The sequence below is a fragment of the Bdellovibrio sp. genome, from assembly GCF_036384735.1.
Lineage (GTDB): Bacteria > Bdellovibrionota > Bdellovibrionia > Bdellovibrionales > Bdellovibrionaceae > Bdellovibrio.
The window spans coordinates 92,670-110,835 of sequence record NZ_DASVLT010000043.1 but is presented as its reverse complement, the minus strand read 5'-3'; the positions used below and the strand labels follow the sequence as shown (position 1 = coordinate 110,835).

Sequence of the window (18,166 nt, the reverse complement as noted above, 5' to 3'; positions counted from 1 at the left end):
AGTACTCGAAGTACCATCAATTACATATAGATGCAAAAAAAGAATAGGCCAGATCAATGATGCAAAGCATCGCAAAAAGGTACGGCGTACCTTCCGACTCTGGCTTAACGTAAGCTTGGTGGCATGAATGACCTCCGCGATCTCCTAAAACAGAACTTTGAGTTTACATCTTTTCGAGGCGAGCAAGAAGAGATTTTGCGCAAGGTTTGGGCAAATGAAAATCTCCTCGCATTAATGCCGACGGGAATGGGGAAAAGCCTTTGTTTTCAATTCCCTGCAAAGATCCGAGAGGGACTTGTGATCGTGATTTCTCCTCTGATCGCGCTCATGCAGGATCAAGTTCTGAAAGCAAAAGATCTTGGAATCTCCGCGACGTGCCTCAATTCCACTTTAACTCGAGATGAGCGTGAACAGCGCCAGGACCGTCTAGCCAAGGGGGACTATAAACTCCTTTATGTGACGCCAGAGCGTTTCCGCAAGCCTGAATTCCTTAAAGCCATCGAGGGTCGCAAGATTCAACTTTTGGCAGTAGATGAGGCGCACTGTATTTCCCAATGGGGTCATGACTTCCGCCCGGACTATTCTCGGGTGGGGGAGTTCCGTACCTTGCTAGGTAATCCGCCCACTTTGGCGCTCACAGCGACTGCAACGCCCTCCGTACAAAAAGATATTCTGCAAAAGTTGAACATCCCTGATGCCGAAATTATTTCCGCAGGCATCGAGCGCACAAACTTGTCTTTGAACGTGCACGATGTTTACGGCATCGACGAAAAAATCCGCGCCATCGTAGCTCTTCGTCATCAGCATGATGGAACGGCGATTGTGTATTGTTCGCTCATACAAACTTTGAAAAAGATCTCAGGCTCGCTCAATCGATTGGGCATCCAGCACTTGGTTTATCACGGGGATCTTTCCCCTCAAGACCGTAAGCGCAATCAAAAAAGTTTCATCAGCGGCGAGGCACCATTGATGTTGGCGACTCCAGCATTTGGTTTGGGGATTGATAAAAATAATGTGCGCTTGCTTGTACACGTTGAGCTTCCAAGCGCCATTGAATCTTACTTCCAGGAAGTAGGACGTGCGGGGCGTGATGGCAAAGAATCCTCTTGTCATCTTTTGTACGACCAAGACGACGTCAGCATCCAGATGGAGTTCTTAAAATGGTCCCATCCTGATGCTTCTTTCATTCGCAAAGTTTATCAGCTTATCAACGACAACCGCCTGCGTGTGAATCAAGAGGGCTTTGATTTCTTGCGTGAACAAATGAATTTTAAAAACCGTCGCGACTTCCGCGTGGAAGCTGCGGTCAGTATTTTAGAACGCTGGGGCTGTCTTGAAAAGTCAGATGATCCATTTCCGTATGCTTGTATTCACGAGCCGACAGAAGAGCAGTTCTCGGTTGAAAATGGTGACTTGATCTTACGCGCACAAAACACCAAACTTTTAGAGATGGTTCAGTGGGCGACACAGGATACAGAATGTCGCTTAAATAGAATTTATCATTATTTTGGACACCAGCACGAAACTCCATGTGGAAAGTGCGATATCTGTCAAAGGAATGCAAATGGGTAAAGCAATTGAAATGTCGATTACGGTGAAAGCTACAGTGGGCGAAGTTTGGAATGCGCTGACAGACGCTGATGAACTTGAAAACTGGTGGGGCGAAGACGTAAAGCTTGAACCGAAAGTGAATGGCAAGTTTTACGAATACTGGGAAGACGACGCCGGCAACGAACAAATGGCTTCCGGAAAAGTTTTAGCTTTAAAAAAAATGAAGCACATCACTTTTACGTGGCGTGAAAAAAGTTGGCCCAAAAATGCAACGACAGAGTGCTCTTTCGAAATCACGGAAGAAGGTAAGAAGAGCACTTTGAAACTAAAGCACACGGGCTGGGAAACCTTGCCTGAAGATCGTCGCGAGAAAGTTTTTAAAGATTTTAAAGTGGGATGGACGTTCCACATGAAAGAACTCAAAGAATATTTAGACATGTAGGAGAGAACATGAAAAAGGGACTCTTGATTTTTGCACTCGTGTTGCAAGCTATCGCGGTTAAGGCTGCTGACACTATTCCATTCACTTTTCAGAATGAAGAGTTGTCGAAAGTGATCGAAGCTTATTCGAAAGCGTCTGGTCAGAAATTTATTCTTGATCCGGGTGTTCGTGGTCGCGTGACAATCTTAATGCCAGAAAAAATTTCAGTTGAAGAAGCATTCAATCAACTATCTTCCGCTTTGGCGGTGAATGGTTTTGCGATTTCAAAACAGGGTGACACAATGGTCATCATGACAGCACGTAATATACAAAGAAATTTGTTGGAAGTCACAACACAAGTGCCAGCCTTGAAGCCTGAACGTATGGTATCTTATATCTATACGCCTAAGTATTTGACTGTGGACGTTTTGAATCGTGATTTGCGCATTTTGCCTTCTCGGGATGGCGAAATGAACAGCTTCATGCCAAAGAATCAATTGATTATTAACGACTGGAGCTCGAACGTAAATCGCGTGGCCCAACTTTTGGCGGAATTGGATAAGCCCAATTCTCCAGAAACACAGAAGTTAGTCGATATGATGAAGAAAAATTCTGAAGCGAGACATGCACAAAAAGTGAAAGAAGAGAAAGCTCAGAAGTAATTTCTAAAACGGAGGCAAAGGTGAACGCATCTTTATTTTTTGCAATAGCATTGATGTCTTCTATCAGTTTTGCGGCGGTGAAATTGCCGTTGGCAAAATTGAAAATGCCTCCGGGTTTTCATATCTCTGTATTTGCGGAAGTTCCTAACGCACGGTCGATTGCGCAATCTCCAGACGGTCGCATCTTTGTTGGAACTCGAACGGGCGACAAAGTTTATATGATTGAAAACGGCAAAGTTTCTGTTTTTGCCGAAGGTCTTAAAGAGCCCAATGGCGTTGCTGTCAAAGATGGCAAACTGTATGTTGCAGAAATTCCGCGCATTCTAGAATTCAACTTGCCACGGAAAATTACGAGACCGCAAAAACCTCTGCGCGCATTGCCGCAAACATTTCCTTCTGATGAGCATCATGGTTGGAAGTTTATTCGTTTCGGCCCTGATGGTCAGTTGTATGTTCCAGTGGGTGCTAATTGCAATATCTGCGAAACGGGGACTGATTACGGTCGCATCTATCGCATTGACGTCAATGGAAAATCTAAAGAGATGGTTGCACAAGGTGTGCGCAACACCGTGGGCTTTGATTGGGATCCACAAACAAAGGATTTATGGTTCACTGATAACGGTCGAGACATGTTGGGTGATGACATGCCTCCGGATGAGGTGAATCATCTGACGAAAGTGGGCGAACACTTTGGATATCCTTATTGCCACGGCAAAAATTTAAAAGATCCCGAGTTTGGCAAAAAAGATTGCGCGCAGTTTACCCCGCCGGTTGTTGAGTTGCGTGCGCACGTGGCAGCTTTAGGGATGAGATTTTATACAGGCTCGATGTTCCCACCCGAATATCGCAACGGCATAATATTGGCAGAGCACGGCTCTTGGAACCGCACCCAACCTCAAGGTTATCGTTTGACCTTTGTGAAATTGAAAGATGGTAAGCCTATTAAGGTTGAAGGATTCATCGAGGGATGGTTGCAAGGTGATGAAGCCTGGGGGCGTCCTGTTGATGTTGAAGTTTTAAAAGATGGATCGCTTTTAGTTTCTGACGACAAGGCGGGCGTTATATATCGTGTAACTTACAAAGGAAAATAGTTCGTGAAGTTGCTTTCCTCAGTCGATTTTCCAAATCCGCGTGACACCATGGCAGAAGGAGTTCTTGCCGTGGGCGGAAAGCTTGATGTGGGCACTTTGTATTCTGCTTATTCGAAAGGTATTTTCCCTTGGCCTCAAGCGGGCTTTCCGATGTTGTGGTTTTCACCAGAACGTCGTGGGATTTTAGATTTCAATGATTTCCATGTTCCAGAAAGTTTGCGTCGCTTCCGTCGTAAAAATCCACAACTTCAAGTGACATTCAATCGTGACTTCCATCAAGTCATCGAAGAGTGCGCGAAGCAGCCTCGTCCAGGACAAGAAGGCACGTGGATTTTACCAATCATGAAGCGCGCATACTTGGATTTCTTTAAAGCAGGTTTCTGTATTTCTGCCGAGGTTCGCGAAAACAATATTCTAATCGGTGGAATGTACGGCGTTCTTGTTCAAGGTGTTTTCAGTGGTGAAAGCATGTTCTATAAAAAACCAAATGCCTCGAAGCTTGCGCTTTGGGCGATGGTCGATCATCTTTCGAATCTTGGTCACAGTTGGATTGATGTTCAGATGGTGACTCCGGTGATCGAGTCTATGGGTGGCAAATACGTCGAGCGCGAAGACTTCTTGCAAATGCTCGAAGAGCGCCATCAGCAATTAGCCGTCGAATAGCCTGTATGCCCTAAATTGGAAGTGTCAACTTTTTGAGCGTCCAAATTCCACTAAACGAAGCCCAATCGGGATTCCGTTTTGCACCTCAAAGTGTCGAATGAACAAGCGTCAACTGTTTCTCATTTTGAGACAATGCACCCTTGCGGCAGTACTCCTCGCCGTAAGTGCCTGCTCATTCAAAAAAGACCCCGAAAAACCCGCTCCGGAAGTAGTTGTCCTGCAAGAGCAAGATAAATTGATAGCACAGCCTTTAGCTGTTATTTCAAGCATGTCGGAAGATGCATTTATCGAAAAAATTAAAGAACAACCGATGAGCTATCTTGAGGCCATCAAGTCGACGAATGACGAAAGCCTATTGGATTTGGCAATTGGTTTAAAGAAAACAAAGGTCATCGAATTCTTACTATCAAAAGATTATAACCCGTTTTTGTACAATGAAAAATCGGCAGATGAGCTAAGACTAAATGGAAATCTCAAAGATTTAATTGGAAGCTTCGAACGTCCGTTGCTTTTAAAGCTCACGAGTCAGATTCCTGATCTTATGAAAAAGGGAAGTCTGGACTCTGAGTTACGATCTAAGAATTTCCAAATCCACGGATGCATTGATCTAATCGCGACCATTTTAGATATGGAATATTATAAAACATATAAATCTGACCCAGATGCGGGAGACTATATACCTGATGTGAGTCCGTTGTCTGATCCCCAATCAGCAATTAAAGGGGTCATGCAGTCACCTGTATGCAGCTCACTTCGCGGCAATATATCGACAGAAACATTGCAACGCTGGGCTGAAAATGAACTTGCCAGTGATTTCATGAGTGATTTCTCAAGCTCGACAATGCTTTCACTTATTTTCGATCTCGGGTCCGTAGAGAATTTATCGATAGAGATTTATGAAAATGGAATGAAGCTGAGGGTTGACCCTCAAGCCTTAATTAGCTGCAGTACCAAGCTATCTCAGACAGACAGAGACAAATGGAACTCATTGGTCGAAAAGCATCGGGCAACCGATATTTTCTACTATCAGTTAACGCTTTCATCAATGCGACCATGCAAAAGAATTAATGCTGTTCTCAAGCATGAAATATTCTATTACAATACAGGTTCTGAAGACGACACTGGAGGCGACGAATAATGAAGCTTTCATGTGTATGTGCGGTATTTCTTTTCATAATATCAGGTTGCAGTTTTTCAAAAGACCAGACGCGATCTGAAAATCTAGGTAAGACGACAGCTAAGGTTATCACATACGATAAAGCAGATGCTGAGCCTTCTGCTGCAGAAGTGACGTATAAGCAAATTCACGTCATCGAACGTGAGATGGCTGAAGCTTCTGTATTAGGGAAATCTATCCAATCAGATTTGCCGAATAATTATACTGAATATGCTAAGGCTATTGATGAAATTTACAGCAAAGCTCAGTCAGGCGCTTTGAACGATGCAAGTATTGCTTTCGTTAAAAGTAATCTACAATGCGAAGATATCCAGGTTTCATTGATGTTGAAGTTTATTAGGGCTAATGGAAGTAACTTCTCGCCTATCATAGATGTTCTGAAAAAGGTGAGCTGCTCGAAGGTATCTTCGGAATCTTTGCATTCTATATATTTATTGGAGATGAGAAGGCAGTTTCTGAGACAATTTGATGATCTGTCCTTGTTGAAATTCGTTCTGAAGAACGATCACTTTGATGGAGTTACTATGGTTCCACTAGGTGAGAGCGGTGTATCCGTCAGTCCGGTAGTCTTGCGTAGGATCTGGATTGCCTGCGAATATAATAAAAATCCCGAACAGAGCGATGAGTTTTTGTGGTGTGAACATCTTGATTTTTCAGATGAGGCGAAAAAAAAGAAAGACAATGATTTCGCGACAGAGTTAGGACTTGATCCTTACGGAGAAGAATTAAAAATCATCGTAGATGGGAAATTGATAGCTCGCACTTCAGCATTTCAGGTAGTCCGATATTTTGAACATAGTTTTGCTGACTTAGTTGTTCATTATATGAAGGGTGAAGCTATTCCTGCAAAAGACTTCCAAGAGGCAGCCTTGCGAACGATGACACAAGAGAACTTACAGTAGTCTAAAAGTTAGACATAGTGACGCATAAATTGTTCTTTGGCCTTTACTTTTTATCTCATATCCAAAAGAAGGCGACTCGAATTGGTACAGCTCTAGCATGATGAGCAAGCGAGGTGAACATATGACTTCTAGAAGTATCAAGTCTTTATTGTCTGTTCTTGCTGTTGCAGGCCTTTACAGTTCCGGCAGTTTTGCGCAAAATGTGCAATCTACAGAATACTTAAAAGAAATGAAGCGCATTAAAGCTGAATACTCTAAAGGTATGAAGCAGATCGCCGCCGCTAAGAATGGCAATGAATGGGATGAGCGCTATCATCAATTGCAAGGATTCATGGGTTCCCCAGGTCCGAGTGCATTATCAAATCAGGCTCTGTGTGATCATCTCAAGACCATAGATGCTAACGAATTAGAATATGTTGGCAGTATTATCGAATCTGATGCCACTTCGAAATCCTTGGCGGGATGCCGTACGGCCTTATTAAATAAGATTCAATTCAACCTAAAAAATCGTCATGCATCTTTCGATATGGAATCGGACATTGCCAACATTCGCCCAATTGCCTTTGAAATTCGCGAAGTAGATGAAAATAGAGATCGTTTTAGTTATGAGGGTCTAGGCCCTAAAGAGGTCATGTTATCATTTGACGATGGTCCACGAGCATCAACAACACCGCATATTTTGGATATGTTGAAAAAAGCAGGTGTGAAGGCTGCTTTCTTTAATTTAGGAAGTAATGCGCTTTCAAATAAAAAACTTGTGTCGCGTGTATTAGAGGAAGGTCATATCCTTGGATCTCATACGTTTACTCACACTTTGATGATGGCCTCAAAAGTAAGATGCGGCAAAATCTCTTACGATCAATTCTTAGCAGAGATGATTTCAGGACACATTGGAGTTTATAACGCTCAAAACTATGTTGATCCTTTTTTCCGTTTTCCTAACGGTGATGCCGACTCTGATATGAGACGTAACGTAAAAGAGTTAGGTCTTAAAGATTTCCGCTGGAACGCTGACAGTCATGATTGGTTTTACTCTCCGGGCGTAATCTCTGATTATGAAAAACGTCGTCAAACAATTCTTCGCACCTTTGTGATGGAGTTAAAGGGCGAGAAGGTTGTAGATAATACGGGCCATGTGATCTTCCAGGAAAAACCGGCTAGCATGAAGGACAGAGGAATCGTATTATTCCACGATATCCATCAACAAACTGTGGATACTCTTCCGCTAATTTTGAATTATTTGGCTGACAATGGTTATAAAGTAGTCCTTTTGACATCGGCTAACTATCGTCATGAGAGAAGTACTGTGGTAGAGCAAGCGGATCAATATATGCACTCACACGGAATTTCTATGTCTCAAATACTTCCTCCGCGTACTGCAGATGGACAAGTTTATGATAGTTCTGCATTTAAAGCGAAAGTGGATTTTTATAGCCTTATGCCGCAGTTGACAAAGCCCGAACTAGTTCCAGTGGGACCCGAGGTTTGCGCTATGGAAGCTCAAGTGAGAGCGCTTCAGGTTAACAGCAGACAAAATGCCGATGAGATCAGCAGATTGAAAAAGCAAATCGCGGATACTATCAGAATTCGCACTGCAAACGCATCTAACGAATAAAAATCAATGAAAAATGGGCCTAACTTGTATAGAGTGGGCCCATGCTTTTAATTAATACCCACAAACTCGAAAAAGCTTTCGCTGGAAAAGTTCTCTTTAAAAATGTCAGTCTAGGCATTGAAGAAGGGGATCGTATTGGTCTGGTTGGACCCAACGGAGCTGGTAAGTCGACTCTTCTTAGAATCCTTTCGGGGCAAATGGATGCTGACTCTGGGGATGTTACTGGTAAAAAAGGTTTGCGTATTGGTTTTCTTGAACAGACGCCCACTTTCAATCCTGGTGAAACAATTCTTGATGCGATCTTAAGTCGTGGTGACTACAACGAACATATCGGCCCAGCCTATGAGTGGATGGCTCGTCTTGAGCTGTCTCAATTCGGCGATCAATTCTTAGTTGAAGATTTATCCGGTGGTTGGAAGAAGCGCGTAGCTTTAGCGCGCGAGTTGATCTTGTCGCCAGAGCTTTTACTTCTGGATGAGCCGACGAATCACTTGGACGTAAGCAGTATTCTGTGGCTCGAGGAGTTCCTCGAAAAAGCGCAGTTCGCAACATTGATCATCACCCACGATCGTTTGTTTCTTCAACGCGTGACGAACAAGATCTTTGACCTTGATCCAAAAAATCCAAACTATCTTTTCGCAAGCAATGGCGGTTATCTTCAGTATCTTGAATCAAAAGAGTTGATGATGGCAGGTCAAGAAGCCAAAGAACTGACGATGAAGAACACTCTTCGTCGCGAGACGGAATGGCTTCGTCGTGGAGCAAAAGCCCGTCTGACGAAACAAAAAGCCCGCATTGATCGTGCGGGAACTTTGAAAGCAGACGTGGAAGAGCTTTCATCGAAAAATGCAGCTCGCACGGTAAAAATCGAGTTCAAGGATGCCGATCGCAATCCGCAGAAATTGATGGAAGTGAGTCACATCACAAAAGCTTATGATGGTCGCATTCTGTTTAAGGACTTCACTTACATGGTGACTCCGAAAACACGTATGGCTTTGTTGGGTGATAACGGTTCCGGAAAATCAACATTGATTCGTATCTTGCTTGGTCAAGAAGTTCCTGACATGGGTGAAGTTAAGCAGGCTGAACGTTTAAAAGTTGCTTACTTCGAGCAAAATCGCGAAACGCTGAACCCAAAACAGTCCGTGTTAAAAAATATCTGCCCGGATGGGGATTACGTCCACTACCAAGGCACTTATGTTTTCGCTCGCAGCTACCTAGAGCGTTTTCAATTCAATCGTCAGCAAATGGATTTGCCGGTAGAAAAACTATCGGGTGGTGAGCAGGCACGTTTACGTATTGCTCAGTTGATGTTGAATGAAGCGCAAGTGCTTGTATTGGATGAGCCAACGAACGATTTGGACGTGGCAACCTTGGGCGTTCTTGAGGAGTCACTTCGCGACTTCAATGGCGCCGTGATTCTTGTAACCCATGACCGTTACTTCATGGATCAGGTCGCAAAAGAGATCATCTATTTCCATAAAAATTCTGACGGTAATAATACGCTAGAAAGATTCGCTGGCTACTTGCAATGGGAAGAATGGTTCGAGGAACAAAAGGACCTAGAAAACCAAAAGAAAGTGGAAGCGAAAGAAGAAGCCAAGGCTGCCTCTGGAAAACCCAAAAAATTGAGCTTTAAAGAGAAGTTCGAACTTGAAAACATGGAAAGCACCATCTTGGGTCTGGAAGATCGTTTGGCAGCGGCTCAGACAGAGTCAACATTGCCTCATATCGTAAGTGATGCAGGGAAGGTGCAAGAGCTTTATACCGAGATCGCCAAGCTTCAGGCGGAAATTGAAAGACTTTATGCTCGCTGGGCTGAGCTGGAACAAAAGTAAGAATTGAAACAGGATACAAAAAAAGAGCCAGGACATTATCCTGGCTCTTTTAGTTTTTAGAATCTAAATTTCAAATTACTTCACTAGGTCAGCACATTGAGTAGGGTATGCTTTTCCTTTTTGAAGGAAGATGCTTCCTTCAAGACCTTTTTTCGTAGAAGTGAAAGTACCTGTGTAGCTTCCATCAGCGTAAGTGCCTTGGAACGTTGAAACATAACCAGTCGTCGCGATGAATGGTTTACCAACGATGTTCAAAGTCGCAGGAGTCAGATCAGGACGATAAGTCGCGCTCAAGGCTGCATCCAAACCACCAGTTGTATCGTAATCGCGGTGGAAGGAACCCGCCAGACGAGGAACCGTGTTTGATTCGTCCGTGCCATCTTCATACAAAGAAAGACTCATAGAAACTGTGTAACCAGCTTTTACACTGCCGTCGTCTGTTGGAAGAACGCAACCAACATAAGAACCCGCAAGAGCGGCGAATTGTTGACGGCGACGTTCGTTGTATTCTTCTTGTGCGCCATTTGGTGGATTTGCAGTTTGATTTGCAGACAAATCAAGGTTCAAAGTGCCGCGAATACCCGCAGTCGATCTGACTGTGCCAGTCATGTGGCCGTTTACGATACGAGCAAATACAGTGTGCACCTCATCGATATCAGTCGACTTTGTCTGGTTCACTAAAGTGATATCGCCAGTCTCTGGAATGTAGCTGACAGAAAAGTTCACCAAGGGGGCACCCAATGGATTGATCTTGATGTAAGTAGCAGATTGAACGTAACGGATAACTTCTGTGCCATCAGAATTTTGAGTTCCAGCATCCTGAGCCAAGATGCTCAGATTGATTTGGATTTTCTCGTCACCAGTGACAGTTTTCAAAATGCCGGAATAAACGCCAGCTATTTTAGAGAAGTTCTGTTGAACCTGCGCATTTTGTTCTTGGAGCCTTTTGGTTTGTGCAGACGATCCTGATTTATCTTGATCATAAGCACAAGATGCAAGGCCAAGCAAAGCAACTGTAAGAATTAATTTTTTCATCATATAAACCTTCCCCTAACTAGCGGTTTTCTGAAGACGTGTCTGGAATAAGTTCGTCACGAGTCGAAGCCCATTCATTCAGGGCAATGTGGTAGTTACCCACAGCTTGAATGTATGCAACCTCAGCTGCTACGAAGTTATTCATCGCAGTGATCAAAATTGAAATATCAGTTCTTCCTTGCGCATAAGAGCGGTTCAATTCTTGCGCCGCTTTTTCACGGAAACTCTTTTGTTTTTCTGCGCTCAACGCAACGGCATAAGTTTCTTGCACTCGTCGTTCAGCTTGCGTTTGAGCATCAGTCGCCTGCAGAGTTTGTAAACTCAAGCGAGTCTCTTCCAAATCCTTGTTGATCTTTTTATTCACAACATCTTCGTTTTGAACATCAGATCCGAAATGGTAAGCAAAGCGCAAGCCGATGTAGTACTTCGGTTTGTCGCCAGAAGTCAGCTGTGAGTATGAATCTCTTGAGTTTTCGCCCCAACCTGACGTGTAGGCTTTACCCACGAGGTTCAAGGTCGGATAGCTCAACGATTTCGAAGCATCCAGAGACTCTTTCGCCGCAGAGACCTTTAGTTTTTGCGAACGGATAGCGCGCAAGTCTTCGACATTTTTCGGTGGAAGCTTCGGAACTGGCGGCAATAAAGTTGTCGGCATGAATTTGATATCTGCATTTGGATCCAAATTCAGTTGAGTCACAAGAGTCGTCAAGTTGTTCAAGTAATCAGTTGAAGCGGTTTTAACGGCTTGCTCGCGAGTTTCAAACTCTGCTTGTGCCTGTGGCAAGTCACCAGGATTTGAATAGCCCAAAGACGTTTTACGTTTCACCGCATCGACAAGCTTTTTATAACGATCGCGCGAAGTGATAGCTTCTTTGAAATTTTCTTGAGCTGTGTATGTTGTCCAATATTGGCGGATGGCATCGAGAACGACATTCTCTAAATCGTTAGCGCGCAAGATGGACTGGGCATCGTAATTGTAGTTTGCAGCGTTTACGGTCGCGCGATCGGCATTACCGAAGAAGTTGCCCCACAGTGATTGCTCGAGAGTGATCCCTGCCAAATCAGCAGTTTGGTTGTCTGGCGCGGTGAAGGGACTTGCAGGGTCAAGATCCGCTTGCTGTGAAAGACGGCTTAATTCAACCCCGAGCAATGTGCCTGAGGTGAATGGCTTTTGTAAGCTGATGGTCGTTTGGTACTGCTGAAGTTTATTGTCGAGCTCGGCATTACCAATATTCAGCAGACTAACACTCTTGTCGTATTGGTAACCGGTCGCCGCGGCTACATTCCAGTCGTAAGTTGAAAGCACTTGAGCAACAGCCAAACGATAAGTCTGGTATTGAAGGTTGACCTGTTTTGTCTGATAACCTTGAGACAGAGCGAGCTCTGCCACAGTCTTTTGATTCAAAATAATCTCTTTAGCCGACGCTGTTGTCGCAGTTGGGTCTGCGGCAATCGCCACAGAGGCTGCTGTCGTACTAAGAAGTGCAATAAGGCTTTTTACCATGTGACTTTTGTTCCTAATTCAAAGTTGTCTTTTTGTAGTGCGATATCTTGATTGGAATCACGCATGTTTCTGTTTTGATACTCTGTGAACACGGACCATTTCTTCGCGACTTGGAAGTCTAAACCGAAGTTCAAACCAAGATAAGAAGATTGTTTCGAGAAGCGGGCGAAGTCATTCGAAGAAGTTTGTGTGTAATTTACTGAACCGTATTGAGGCGTGAATGTGAACGCCAACCAGTTGTAGCGAGTCCATGACAAACTCATTGTCGGACCTACACCCAATAACATTGTGTTCAAACGAGCATCACTGACATGATAACCGTTTGGATAAGTCAAAGACACACCTTGAGAAGAGAAGGCGCCGTTCCCACGCACGCCGACTTTCCAGGCAAGAGGGCCTGTCGTCATTTCAGGAGTCAAGAACCCCACTGTCAGACCAGGCATGAAGGTGCTGCCGTTGTTACCAAGATTGAAGTTACCCACTTCGTCCGTAGCAACTGTTCCGCGAGGTTGGAAGTTTTCCGCAGTGAAGCCAGCAAAGTAAACCCATGTGCGAGTGATAACTTCCGGACGAGGATCTTTAAGAGACAGCATGCCTGGAGCAACTTGTGCATCCGATGCTGTTTTTTGTGCTTGTCCATCGATTTTATTTTCTGCCATTGCTTGTTGTTTCAAGCTCAGAGATGAAGTCTCAGCCATCGCTGCAGAGGAAAGAAGCAAACTTGCAAGAAGGATCGATTTCATAGTCACCCCGGATTTGAAGAGAATCATGCACTCATCTGTCGCGACTTGAGCCCAAATCCGCACTGGACCCTTTGGGAAATCACTTCCGTCGAGGTATGATGATGCATCCCTAAATTGTTTGTAAAAACGGCGTCAGGAATAGTCTTTCGGCGGGGCTGTGTCAACAACCGATTAGGATGCTAAGGTTGCTTAAGAATTCACAAAAATCAATAGGTTATGGGCAATGTATTGTTTGTTTGCGGTGGATTAAACAAGTAAGTTTACCTAAATTTGCGGACCAAGGAGCTATAAGTACATGAGACTATCGGATATTTCGATTAAAAATCCCGTCTTTGCGTGGATGTTGATGTTCGGCCTGATGATCTTTGGTTTGATCTCTTTCTCGCGCATGGGACTCAGTCAATTGCCTGACGTCGATTTTCCGACTGTAAACGTTTCAGTCACAATGGATGGGGCAGCTCCAGAAGTTATGGAGACCCAAGTTGTTGATCCTATCGAATCCGCGTTGATGGCCGTTGAAGGGGTTCAAAATATTACCTCTAGCAGTAAATCCGGTTCTGCAAATATCACGGTGGAGTTTGATTTGGATCGTAACATCGACGTGGCTTTGCAAGATGTGCAGGCGCGTGTGGCTGCGACTCAAAAAATTTTGCCGAAAGAGATCGACGCGCCAACAATTTCAAAAACAAATCCTGATGACCAGCCGATTTTGTGGCTGGCGGTGACTTATGATGGTGATCCACTGTTCATGGCTCAGTATGCGCGTGACTTTTTGAAGGATCGTTTCTCGACGGTGGCGGGTGTAGGGGACATCAGCTTAGGGGGTTATACGGATCCTGTGATGGAAGTCATGGTTCGTCCTAAAGATCTGATGAAATATAATATCGCGGTCAATGACGTGATGGATGCCGTTTCTAACGAGCATTCGGAAATTCCGGGTGGTTTCCTCGAGACTGACAAAAAATCTTTCAATGTTCGTACGATGGGAGAGGCGAAGACCGTTTCTGAATTCCGCTCTATTGTGATCAGTCGTCGCGGCGGTCAAGCGATTCAAGACCCGACAAACATGGTGAAGATAAGTCAGGTCGCCGATGCGAATTTTGGTCTTTATGAAGTTCGTCGTTTGTCTCGTTTCAATGGGAAACCGGCATTGGGTATCGGCATTAGAAAACAACGTGGAACGAATGCCGTAGCGGTAGCTCGCTCTGTAAAAGAAAAAATTGTCGAGCTAAATAAAGTAATGCCGAAGGGTATGCAAGTGTGGGTGAACTTCGACAGTACCAAGTTCATCGAGGACTCTGTGCATGAGTTGACTCACGAGTTAATGATGGCGGTTTTGTTGACCTCACTTGTGTGTTGGATGTTCTTAGGAAGTTTTTCGGCGACGTTTAACGTCTTGCTGTCGATTCCGACCTCGCTGCTTGGAGCTTTCATTGGTTTGTACTTCCTTGGTTATACTTTAAATACATTCACTCTTCTTGGATTGACCCTGGCCATCGGTATCGTTGTCGACGATGCGATCATGGTTTTGGAAAATATCTTCCGGTATAATGAAGAAGGTCGTGGGCAAATTGAATCTGCGATTATCGGCGCGCGCGAAATTGGTTTTGCGGCGATGGCGGCGACAGCGGCGGTTATCGCAATCTTTCTTCCAGTGGCATTCATGAAGGGGATCATCGGGAAGTTCTTCATGCAGTTTGGTGTGACGATTTCGATCGCAGTTGCACTTTCGTTGTTAGAGTCTTTGACGATCACTCCTATGCGTTGTGCAAGCTTTGTTCATCATGGCGAAAGAACCACAAAGATTGGCAAAGCGTTTGAGTCCTTCATGGATTTGTTGCGAAGAAAATACGATGCGCTTCTTCGTAAGACTCTTCAATATCGCTGGACTGTCGTGATCACTTCTATCGTGTTTGTCTGTATGTCGTTCATTTCGGTGAAGTTCTTAGGTAAAGAGATGACCCCGGTGCAGGATCAAAGCGTTTTTATTGCGCGTATTATGATGCCCGTAGGAACTTCGTTAGCTTACACAGATCAACAGACGAAGAAGATTGAAGAGTGGCTGTTAAAGCGTCCGGAGGTGAAGCAAGTCTATGTTGCTGTCGGAGGTTTTGGGTCGGGTACACAGAAGTCATCTTCCGACGCTAATCAGTCGATGATGTTTATTTCGATGAAAGATTTTGATGATCGTCCTAAAGACGCAGCGGCAGGGCACGTGCTGACTCAACAAGAGTTTATGCAAGAGGTTCGTAAGTTTATGCTGACAATTCAAGATGTGCGCCCGATCTTGATGGATTTGTCACAACGTGGTTTTTCATCTGGTAGAGGTTATCCGATTGAATTTACGGTCGTAGGGACGGATTGGGATAAGCTTGCGAAGTTCTCGCAAAGTATTATGACCCAAATGGATAAAACCGGTTTGATGGCGGATATCGACACTGATTACTTGTTGGGGATGCCAGAAATTCAAATTAAGCCAACCCGTGAGGCCTCAGCTCAACACGGCGTCAGTGTTTCTTCTATTGGTACAACAGTGAATGCGTTGATCGGTGGCGTGAAAGTTGGGGAGTATCCGCAAGGTGGTCATCGTTACGATATCCGCGTAAAGCTAAACGACGAGGGTCGTCCGATGGAACAAATCAAAACTTTATTCATCAGCAATGCTAAAGGAAACCTAATTCCACTTCCCAAAGTGACAACTCAGGAAACAAACCCCAGCTTGCAACAGATTTCCCGGCAGAATCGTCAGCGTGCGATTACGATCACGGCGAACTTAAAACCAGGCGTCAGTCAGCAAGTGGCAATGCAGGAAATTGGAAAAATTGCAGAGAAGACTTTGGAACCAGGTTACATGATCAATCAATCAGGTAATGCGAAATCCTTCCAGGAATCTTTCGAGAGCTTGATCTTTGCATTAGTCATGGGGCTTGTGATTGCCTATATGGTCTTGGCGAGCCAGTTCAATTCGTTCATTGACCCGATTGCGATTTTAATGGCATTGCCTTTCAGCTTTAGCGGAGCCTTCTTTGCGCTTTTGATTTCGGGACAAACATTGAATATGTATTCGATGATCGGTTTGCTTCTTTTGATGGGGATTGTGAAGAAGAACTCGATCTTATTGATTGAATTTACCAACACCGTTCGTGACCGTGGGACTGAAGATGCTATTGAGGCGTTGACAGAAGCATGCCCAATTCGTCTTCGCCCGATCATTATGACATCCATCGCAACAATGGCGGCGGCAGTTCCTTCAGCCTTAGCAAAGGGTGCGGGTTCTGAAACGATGCGCCCCATGGCCATCTGCTTGATCGGTGGTGTTTTGGTTTCAACGGCTCTGACATTATTCGTCGTTCCTTGTATTTATTCGTTGTTGGATAAATTCAGAAAACGCGATGAGATTCGCGAGAAAACGAAACAGGCCTTTGCGGCTGTAGGTGATGAAGCCCTTGGATAGCCCGGGGCCTTCTGCCAAACTGTTTTATCTAGTGAGTTAATTTCGACTCGATAGATTCAGCCATCTTGGAAACTTCATTTACGCGAGAGTGTTTTGCGTCGCTAATAAGATCGCGAGCGCGATCAGACATCGCGGCATCAGCAGATTTGTTATTGAGATAACCCTGCAAAGAATGAAGAGCCACGATTTGCGGATAAGCAAGTACCATTGCAAAGCCGCTGCCTTGGTGTTCGTCATGGTCTTTGTTGTCGCCGCCCACTTCTATAGTCGAGCAATCAGAAAGACTTAAGCAAGGCGGCTCGCTTAAAACATCTTTCATAAAATCGAAATCTGCGGCAGAGGTCATATTACGACCTAATAGAAAAACAATAGTGCCGCGATCGTTGCGTTTTTCAACAGGCAAGCTTTTATATTTTTCGCGGAACTTTGCCTTTGTGTTTTCGCCAAGAATCATCAAGTCGTGATCCATGCGTGGATCGTTGTCGTTATGACTGGCGAGAATTTCTTCTAAGATTTGCAATTGTTTTTGCGTTTGTGAATCGCTGGCTGTTTCGTTGCTCACCGGTACGTTGTCTTGATTCGGCGGAACGGTCGTGGTGACAGGTATTTGAGTTTGTTCGGGTGTTGGTGAGGCAATCTCTTCAGATGAATTCTTCCCTGAATCTGGCTGAAGAGATCTTAATGCATAAAAAATCATTCCCGCAGCTAGGATCATGAAGATCGCAATGGCGACGGGATTGAATTTTTTAGAGGTCATTTTGCAATTGTTTTCTTGCTGTCAAATTGCTGATGCGGTTGATGGTGTCGTCACCGAACAATTGCGCATCCATTTGAGTTTTCTGATTACAGTTGCTGCAGTTCTTTTCTACGTTTTTCAAAAGAACAGCCTGAAGGCCGTAAGCGCCGATATTCGTAGAATCACAGGCAGGCAAACCCTCCATTTTTGTTCCTGAGATGATGCCGACGATGTCTTTACCGTTGTCATCCAAGTAAGGAACTGGACAGTTCACATGACCCCAGTTGTTGTGCTCGTCTTCCGTGTGACGAGATTCGTGGAAGATAATGCTGATGCGATAGATTTGTGGAAGACTGTTTTTCACATAGTTTGGTGTGATCCACATTGTGTTTGAATCCATCCAAGGAATCACACAGGCCGCAACTGCATTGCCACCACCACAGGAATTTGTGTTGAATGTCGTGATACGTTGGTTAAAGAAAGCCAGCAGATCAGTTCCATTCAAAACCGGTTTTTCAAAGATTGTTTTGTAGAATGCAGAGCCACCACTTCCTTGCATTGATTTGACGAAATCCAGGTCTTGAAGAATTTGCGCCTTAGTAGCTGCTGAAATGCTGCGATCGAATTGCAAATCCGCCTTCGCAGTTAGTCCCCCTAAAATAAGTAACGAAAAGATAAATCCCTTCATTGTTTCCCCCTCTGCCCCAAATCTGTATTAAACATTTGTGAGCTTGTCGAAGAAAAACGAAGGCAACGACACCGCGAGTTGGGTCG

At 44.5% G+C, this 18,166-nt stretch carries 15 protein-coding genes; 10 read left to right on the top strand and 5 right to left on the bottom strand.

Annotated features, from left to right (window positions below):
• The first annotated feature begins 123 nt into the window (after window positions 1–123).
• The 9 genes from VF412_RS12415 to VF412_RS12375 all read left to right on the top strand — a co-directional run bounded on the left by VF412_RS12415 (window position 124) and on the right by VF412_RS12375 (window position 9,920).
• Entirely contained in the window at window positions 124–1,572 is a 1,449-nt protein-coding gene (locus VF412_RS12415) for a RecQ family ATP-dependent DNA helicase (RefSeq protein ID WP_331339569.1), read from the top strand.
• The gene (locus VF412_RS12410) at window positions 1,565–1,993 is read left to right on the top strand and encodes an SRPBCC domain-containing protein (RefSeq protein WP_331339568.1); all 429 of its coding nucleotides are present in this window, start codon (window positions 1,565–1,567) and stop codon (window positions 1,991–1,993) included. The genes VF412_RS12415 and VF412_RS12410 overlap by 8 nt, the downstream gene beginning before the upstream one ends.
• Before the next feature lie 8 nt (window positions 1,994–2,001).
• Complete coding sequence (locus VF412_RS12405) at window positions 2,002–2,634, top strand: hypothetical protein (protein ID WP_331339567.1); 633 nt, start codon at window positions 2,002–2,004, stop codon at window positions 2,632–2,634.
• A 20-nt stretch (window positions 2,635–2,654) separates the two neighbouring features.
• On the top strand, window positions 2,655–3,725 hold the full coding sequence (locus VF412_RS12400) for a PQQ-dependent sugar dehydrogenase (protein ID WP_331339566.1): 1,071 nt from the start codon (window positions 2,655–2,657) through the stop codon (window positions 3,723–3,725).
• 3 nt (window positions 3,726–3,728) lie between these two features.
• Window positions 3,729–4,388: a leucyl/phenylalanyl-tRNA--protein transferase gene (gene aat / locus VF412_RS12395; RefSeq protein WP_331339565.1), complete on the top strand. Its 660-nt coding sequence runs from the start codon at window positions 3,729–3,731 to the stop codon at window positions 4,386–4,388.
• Window positions 4,389–4,485: 97 nt separating this feature from the next.
• Window positions 4,486–5,526 (top strand): hypothetical protein, encoded by a 1,041-nt coding sequence (locus VF412_RS12390; protein ID WP_331339564.1) that lies wholly within the window; start codon window positions 4,486–4,488, stop codon window positions 5,524–5,526.
• On the top strand, window positions 5,526–6,467 hold the full coding sequence (locus tag VF412_RS12385; RefSeq protein ID WP_331339563.1) for a hypothetical protein: 942 nt from the start codon (window positions 5,526–5,528) through the stop codon (window positions 6,465–6,467). Before VF412_RS12390 ends, VF412_RS12385 begins: the two co-directional genes overlap by 1 nt.
• Before the next feature lie 121 nt (window positions 6,468–6,588).
• Window positions 6,589–8,082 carry a polysaccharide deacetylase family protein gene (locus tag VF412_RS12380; RefSeq protein WP_331339562.1) on the top strand — a complete coding sequence of 498 codons (1,494 nt, stop codon included), beginning with the start codon at window positions 6,589–6,591 and terminating at the stop codon, window positions 8,080–8,082.
• A 41-nt stretch (window positions 8,083–8,123) separates the two neighbouring features.
• Complete coding sequence (locus VF412_RS12375) at window positions 8,124–9,920, top strand: ABC-F family ATP-binding cassette domain-containing protein (protein ID WP_331339561.1); 1,797 nt, start codon at window positions 8,124–8,126, stop codon at window positions 9,918–9,920.
• 75 nt (window positions 9,921–9,995) lie between these two features.
• Here the strand turns inward: VF412_RS12375 and VF412_RS12370 are convergent, their stop codons facing one another.
• From VF412_RS12370 to VF412_RS12360, 3 genes are read right to left on the bottom strand one after another with little or no spacing between them, the layout of a single operon-like run.
• Window positions 9,996–10,958, bottom strand: a complete 963-nt coding sequence (locus tag VF412_RS12370) for a hypothetical protein (RefSeq protein ID WP_331339560.1) — start codon at window positions 10,956–10,958, stop codon at window positions 9,996–9,998.
• A 16-nt stretch (window positions 10,959–10,974) separates the two neighbouring features.
• Window positions 10,975–12,459 (bottom strand): TolC family protein, encoded by a 1,485-nt coding sequence (locus VF412_RS12365; protein WP_331339559.1) that lies wholly within the window; start codon window positions 12,457–12,459, stop codon window positions 10,975–10,977.
• On the bottom strand, window positions 12,453–13,202 hold the full coding sequence (locus VF412_RS12360; RefSeq protein ID WP_331339558.1) for a hypothetical protein: 750 nt from the start codon (window positions 13,200–13,202) through the stop codon (window positions 12,453–12,455). Before VF412_RS12360 ends, VF412_RS12365 begins: the two co-directional genes overlap by 7 nt.
• 295 nt (window positions 13,203–13,497) lie before the next feature.
• Here VF412_RS12360 and VF412_RS12355 point away from each other — a divergent pair, with 295 nt between their 5' ends.
• Complete coding sequence (locus tag VF412_RS12355) at window positions 13,498–16,656, top strand: efflux RND transporter permease subunit (protein WP_331339557.1); 3,159 nt, start codon at window positions 13,498–13,500, stop codon at window positions 16,654–16,656.
• Window positions 16,657–16,684: 28 nt separating this feature from the next.
• Here VF412_RS12355 and VF412_RS12350 read toward each other — a convergent pair whose 3' ends face one another.
• Both VF412_RS12350 and VF412_RS12345 read right to left on the bottom strand, forming a co-directional pair.
• A complete protein-coding gene (locus VF412_RS12350) occupies window positions 16,685–17,413 on the bottom strand; it encodes a hypothetical protein (protein ID WP_331339556.1) in 729 nt (242 codons plus the stop codon).
• Window positions 17,403–18,080, bottom strand: a complete 678-nt coding sequence (locus VF412_RS12345; protein ID WP_331339555.1) for a hypothetical protein — start codon at window positions 18,078–18,080, stop codon at window positions 17,403–17,405. Before VF412_RS12345 ends, VF412_RS12350 begins: the two co-directional genes overlap by 11 nt.
• Between the last annotated feature and the right edge of the window lie 86 nt (window positions 18,081–18,166).